This is a genomic window from Bacillus cereus group sp. BfR-BA-01316, from assembly GCF_022664195.1.
Classification (GTDB): domain Bacteria; phylum Bacillota; class Bacilli; order Bacillales; family Bacillaceae_G; genus Bacillus_A.
The window spans coordinates 1-5,510 of sequence record NZ_JAKUGX010000064.1; the positions used below are offsets into that span (position 1 = coordinate 1).

Genomic DNA, 5,510 nt, shown 5'->3' on the forward strand with positions numbered 1-5,510 from the left:
AAAAAAAAAAGATGTCAATAACAAATGACATCTAAAATAAATAAATCGGTAAATTATGTTTTTTCTTATCTCCTGCTATTTTAAAATTTCTAAGAGACTTCTTAAAAATCTTCATAGTAGCCTTGTCTACCCCATCTTTAGGAGAACAACATAAAACATTAGGATTCACAAACCAAGTACGAGAACTACAAATGCGACCATCTTCAGTTGTCATTCCAGTTTCTGCAACTGCTAAAACACCTTTTTCCAATAAACCATTCATTAAATGAGAAAGATTACTTCTATCTTTTCCTAACTTCCTTGCTAAATAGCTTGGCGTAGCTGCATCTGCATCTACTTCCTCAGAATCTTCATTTGAACATTCAATTAAAATATTAGTTTTAAACTCTATATACGGTGTTAAATCGATTAAAAAAGCTTTTTCAGCATTTGTCAGATACCCCGTTTTACATAAATAATTAATATTATCAGTAATTATCTGCACAAATCTCACCCGATCCGTAGGTTTTTTCTTTTTACCAATGAAGTATTCTTCCCCACCAGACATTTTACTTAATACTTGTAACATAATGGTTCTTTCTTCTTCAGAAAGTCCACCACTACCTTCAAGTTTTTCATAAATACTATTAATCTTGCTATCTCTTTCTTTTGCTTTTTTTTCAGCTTGTCCAAAATCAATAATTTTCTTTGTCATATCTAAGTTAATTCCTCCTTAATTAAGGGAATCAACAAAAACACCTATTTTTTGCTATTTGATTATAAATCAAATTATGATAATCTATAATCAGATAAATGAAGTATAGGTATTTTCGTAGAATACCCTATGAAAAGAGTCATGTTCCCGCATGACTCTTTTTTTCATTCTATCACGTTTTCAATAACCTTAAAGATAAAAACAAAGTTTCCTTATTTTTTACCGCTCCATATCAAATCCACGATGTCTATTCATTTCTCTCTTATACTCACGTTCAAATTGATTATCTATTCTCTTGCTATCCAATTCATTTTTAATAATCCCTCTAAACGCCTTAAATTTCTCTTTAAAAGCTTTTTTCGTCTGTTGATACAAAACCCTTATATTCTCCTTCAAATCCTTTATATGAGTTTTTAATGAGCCTATTTCAGTATTTAATTTTCTATTTTCCTCTTTCAACTCTAAATTTATCTTTTGGGATTCTTTTAAAGAATCATACAAACTATCAACTTGACGATTCAATTCCCTATTTTCTTTTACCAAATCCGTATTCTGCAAACGCTCGTAATCTTTTTTTACAATGACTGCTGCAATTATCAATTCTTCTACTTTTTCGAGTTGCTTTGGCGAAAAAACATAATTGCCTGTTTCTTTCTCAATGATTTCAGGTTTACCAATTAATTTTGGCTTTACCTCCGTCTTGATCTCTTTCCTTTTGGGCTTTAGCGTAATCTTGTTATCGGGCAATCGCTTGCTTATCTCGGTAATTTGATTCTCTATGTTAGAAACTGCCTCGCCATATTCCTTATATTGACGAACTTTCATATACTTATGTGAACCTACATTGGCACGTTCAAAATTCGGAATTTGTTCTTTAGCCAAAGATTCAATATAATCCGTTTCTAATTGTCTCCAATTCGCGATTAACTCCGTCCCTTTTCCTTGTACGCCTTGTTGTTGCAAGGCTCTATCCATTCCGACACGCCTCGTTAATCCTCGACTACTTTCGAAATTCGGTACATAGTTAATATGTAAATGCGGATTTGCTTCATCATCATGTAAAACCATGTTATAGACTGCTAGATTTGGATTTCGCCCTTGAAACGACTCCGCATACTGTTTTAACGCTTCTTTTTTAGCTTCCCTATACTTTGGGTCATCTTTACCCTCTCCAACCGCTACAACCAATTCTCGTTGCTCATGTGTCTTTTCATTTTTATGTATTTTGTCATAATAGTCCTGAATCTTACGGTCATTACGTTTTTGTTTTTCGTTATACTTGTCGACGGCTTCTTGAAAGACATCCTTGTATACACTTCGGATGTCCTTTTGAACAAAGTAAATATTCTCGTCTAACCTGGATGGATCGATGCCAGGATTCCCATGAATGTTTTCTCTGTTATTATGACTTAATGAACTTTGTTGAGATTGATTAAATGAGATAGAGAACAACATAAAGTGCCACCACTTCCTCTAGATTAATTGATACAATAAGTCTAGCAAGGCGACGAAATTGTGTCAATTGACGTAACCCTATACCTATTTTGACACTTTGTTTCAAAATAGATAGGGGTCTGCGACGCTTATCGGCTTCGCCGAGCCATGCTTAACATGGCAAAAACAAACCTTGGGCTTTGCCCAACCCCACTGGGGAACTCTTCCCCAGACCCCATTTTTCGAACTCCCCAACCCCTCACTCAATCCTTGAGGGGCTCCCTCGCCGGTTGGCAGGAACAAACGGTAGTTTGTTCAGTGCCAAGAGGGTTCGGGTGTCCTTCAGTTGGTCAAGTCAAATACTCCCTTCACTACGCTAGGTCCGTTTTGATTGACCAACACAAATAACCATCTCTAATCTATTTCATTATTAACACTCTTTAATTCTTTTACAAAATCCTATAGATTTTGTCCGTATGTTTCTAAAAACCATTCAATTCTCCCTTCAAGAGAAAAAATGGTACCAAAATCCTTTTTTAGGCTTTTTTTCTTCCTTTGTGATAATTGTTTCTAAATCTATACTTTCCTCCTGTATTTTACGCAAAGCATTTTCTATATAGGATTGTTGCTCTCTTAACAGTTTTTGCTGTTCATCCATTTGTTGGAGTAATGCTTGATTAAATTTTTGTATATGTTGTATATGTTTAAGGAAAACTTGTATATCTAACTTATGGTAAGGGGCACTTTCATTGTTCTCATCCTGTTTTTCAGTTGGAACGACTTCATTTGTTAATAATAATCTATCAGCCGCAGTCTGCAATGTCATACCAACTTCTTTAGCAAGAGTGAGGAAACGACGAAGCAGGACAATGTCCTTATCATAAAACCTAAATTGATTTCGCTCATCTTTTAAAAAAGTGTAGTCTCGTTTTTCAAGTTCTAGGCAAAGCATGTTTAATGCAATATCGTCAATCTTAAGGAGCTTAGTTACTTCTTTTTCCGAGTGAAAATTCGTGTTATTCAAGGCTGTTCTCTCCCGTTCTAATAGTCTCTTTTTAATGAGTAAATTAAGAAGAACTTTATTTAATTTACATAGAGACTAATATAAAATTAGGAAGAAGACAGCCAAATTTGGCTGTCTTCTAGATTTTTACCATCATTGACATGGTGCTGATGTCGAAGTCGTAGGGGGACATGGTGATGCCGTAGAACATGTTGGTAATGGAGCTTGTACTGCTCGGACAACTTTCTTCAACACAATAAAAGATGCTTTAACTATGACTAGATTTGTTATAATTACACCAAGAAGTGGGTCGGCTGCAGTTCCCCTTACAAGACAAGTTGTTGACCCTTCTGTCTCAACAACTTGTTCGAAGATACAATCGGTTGGGCGAACCCCAGGAGCTGCTTCTTCTTCTTGGATCGTCAGCGCGATGAGGGTACAACCTGCTGTACCAGCTGGAATGTCCAGTACGATGACCGGAGCACCAGTAACAGGCAGTGTAATAATAGTAAAAAATGCTGCTGTAGTTCGAACAGTAACAGTCGCATCAACATCGCCGCAGTTGATGATCTTGTCCCGAAGCAAATGACCTTCTAGTGTTGGGGTTGCAGAGACACACGCATCGAATTCCACAAGTCCCGAAGCACCTAAACGTGTTGCAACCTCCAAAACCAATGCAGCCAATTGAGCTGCGGTTAATACAACAGCAGGTACCAGAGCACCAGCAAGCGTAGTAATCAGAGTACCAATGAATCCACCAAGACCGGCTATAATGAGATTTGTTTCAGGAATCCTCGCTTCTCCAATCTTTTGAGCACAAGATTCAAATACCAAACAGTTAGTAAACCTTAATGGGTCCTGTACGGGGCTTGGACACAAGTTAGTAAGTTGAGGCATAAAAACACCGTCTTTCTTTATTGTAATAGATTACGATTATATTCTATGAAAAATAGTTGTTTATTAAATCCGTTAAATGTCTATTTATTTATTTTTTTGTAAAAATTAGACATTATTTAATTTTTATACATGTCTAATATTTTTAACTGTCTCTTAGGATCTAACTTTTAAACCTTCAGTCAGCCCCTCTTTAAAAAAAGATAACCCCTCAAAATCAAAGAAAATTAGATGTATATGGTATTCATTTGAGATTTACATAACATTTCTTTTTATCATGTTATGCATAATTTTATACATTATAAAAATCCTAGTGTTTTTCTATTTCCAAACATGCCCTTCCTCGCTCAATACTTGTTTAATAACATGTTCTAGCTTTACCCTATTACTCATTTGTTGTTTTCATCTTCGTTTTTGGGTGTGAGTGCAAGAGCTGAGGTGAGGAGAGGGGTTAGCCCCTCCTAATATCATAAAAATAAAGAGTGAGAAAAATTCATCGCACCTAAAAATCACCTAAAATTAAAAAAGACCACCCTAAGGTGGTCTTTCTATGTAGGATGGGAAGACATCGGTCTTCCCTTCGGGTTGCCCCGATGGAAATGGCGTTTTGTTTCCAAAACTGTTTTTCCTGATTACATATTATGCAAGAGTTTCAGTCTGGTTCCTAAATTATTAAATAAAAAAGAATTACGATTGGCCAAAAACAGACTATAGAGATTTTCGTCTTTTTGTATTAATTACCCACCCAGGGGATAACTTCCTCTAATTTGAATGTAAACTTTTCAATATTAGTTTACATTCAGCACCCCGAATTCATTGACTTCAACCCAATTACCCTGATATCCTCAAAATACGAAACAAAAGTATACATTCAAAACACTATAAATAAAAGGGTCCAAAAAATGAACAATACAACTTAACGTGGTAAAATATTATTTGGATGGGAGTCCAATACATATTATTAAAATTAAAATGGTTCAAGTCGGAGAAAAGCACCTTAGGGTGCCTTATCTTTATGTTCAAAAAGACTTGCTCATTCTGTTCATAAAAACATAAAATAATGAGAATCGCTTTAAATAATAAATTACCTATTGTTCTATCTCCTAAATTGAAGGGGGAAAAAATATGAGTTTTGGTGGTTCTTGTGGTGGCTTTGGTGGCGGATTTGCTTTAATAATCGTTCTGTTCATCCTGTTAATCATTATCGGATGTAGTTGTTGGGGCGGCGGTGGCGGATTCGGATACTAAAAAAGTAGGCGCTCATTTGAGTGTCTTTTCTTTTTGTCTCCTTTAAAATTTCACATACCATATCTGATTGATAAAAAATCCACACTTAACTAGACTCATATACTCACACCATCCTCTCTAGACGAGCATAAAATGTACTAACGAACGAAAGGGGGTAATATTATGGGTTTTGGTTTTGGTGGAGGTTGTGATTTCGATAGATGTCATCATCGAAGAGAAGATCATCGAAGAGAAGAT

The 5,510-nt window shown here is 35.5% G+C and carries 5 protein-coding genes; 1 reads left to right on the top strand and 4 read right to left on the bottom strand.

The window, feature by feature from the left end:
- Positions 1-31 precede the first annotated feature (31 nt).
- The 4 genes from MR071_RS24805 to MR071_RS24820 form a co-directional block, all read right to left on the bottom strand.
- Complete coding sequence (locus MR071_RS24805) at positions 32-694, bottom strand: MarR family transcriptional regulator (protein ID WP_242238218.1); 663 nt, start codon at positions 692-694, stop codon at positions 32-34.
- Positions 695-913: 219 nt separating this feature from the next.
- Positions 914-2,149: a plasmid recombination protein gene (locus MR071_RS24810; RefSeq protein WP_242238219.1), complete on the bottom strand. Its 1,236-nt coding sequence runs from the start codon at positions 2,147-2,149 to the stop codon at positions 914-916.
- Positions 2,150-2,633: 484 nt separating this feature from the next.
- The gene (locus MR071_RS24815) at positions 2,634-3,152 is read right to left on the bottom strand and encodes a hypothetical protein (protein ID WP_242238220.1); all 519 of its coding nucleotides are present in this window, start codon (positions 3,150-3,152) and stop codon (positions 2,634-2,636) included.
- A gap of 132 nt (positions 3,153-3,284) precedes the next feature.
- Positions 3,285-3,716, bottom strand: coding sequence for a hypothetical protein (locus MR071_RS24820; protein WP_242238221.1), 432 nt, complete (start codon positions 3,714-3,716; stop codon positions 3,285-3,287).
- A gap of 1,434 nt (positions 3,717-5,150) precedes the next feature.
- On the opposite strand from MR071_RS24820, the gene MR071_RS24825 reads away from it, so the two are divergent.
- Positions 5,151-5,273, top strand: a complete 123-nt coding sequence (locus tag MR071_RS24825; RefSeq protein WP_002174933.1) for a YjcZ family sporulation protein — start codon at positions 5,151-5,153, stop codon at positions 5,271-5,273.
- Positions 5,274-5,510: the final 237 nt, after the last annotated feature.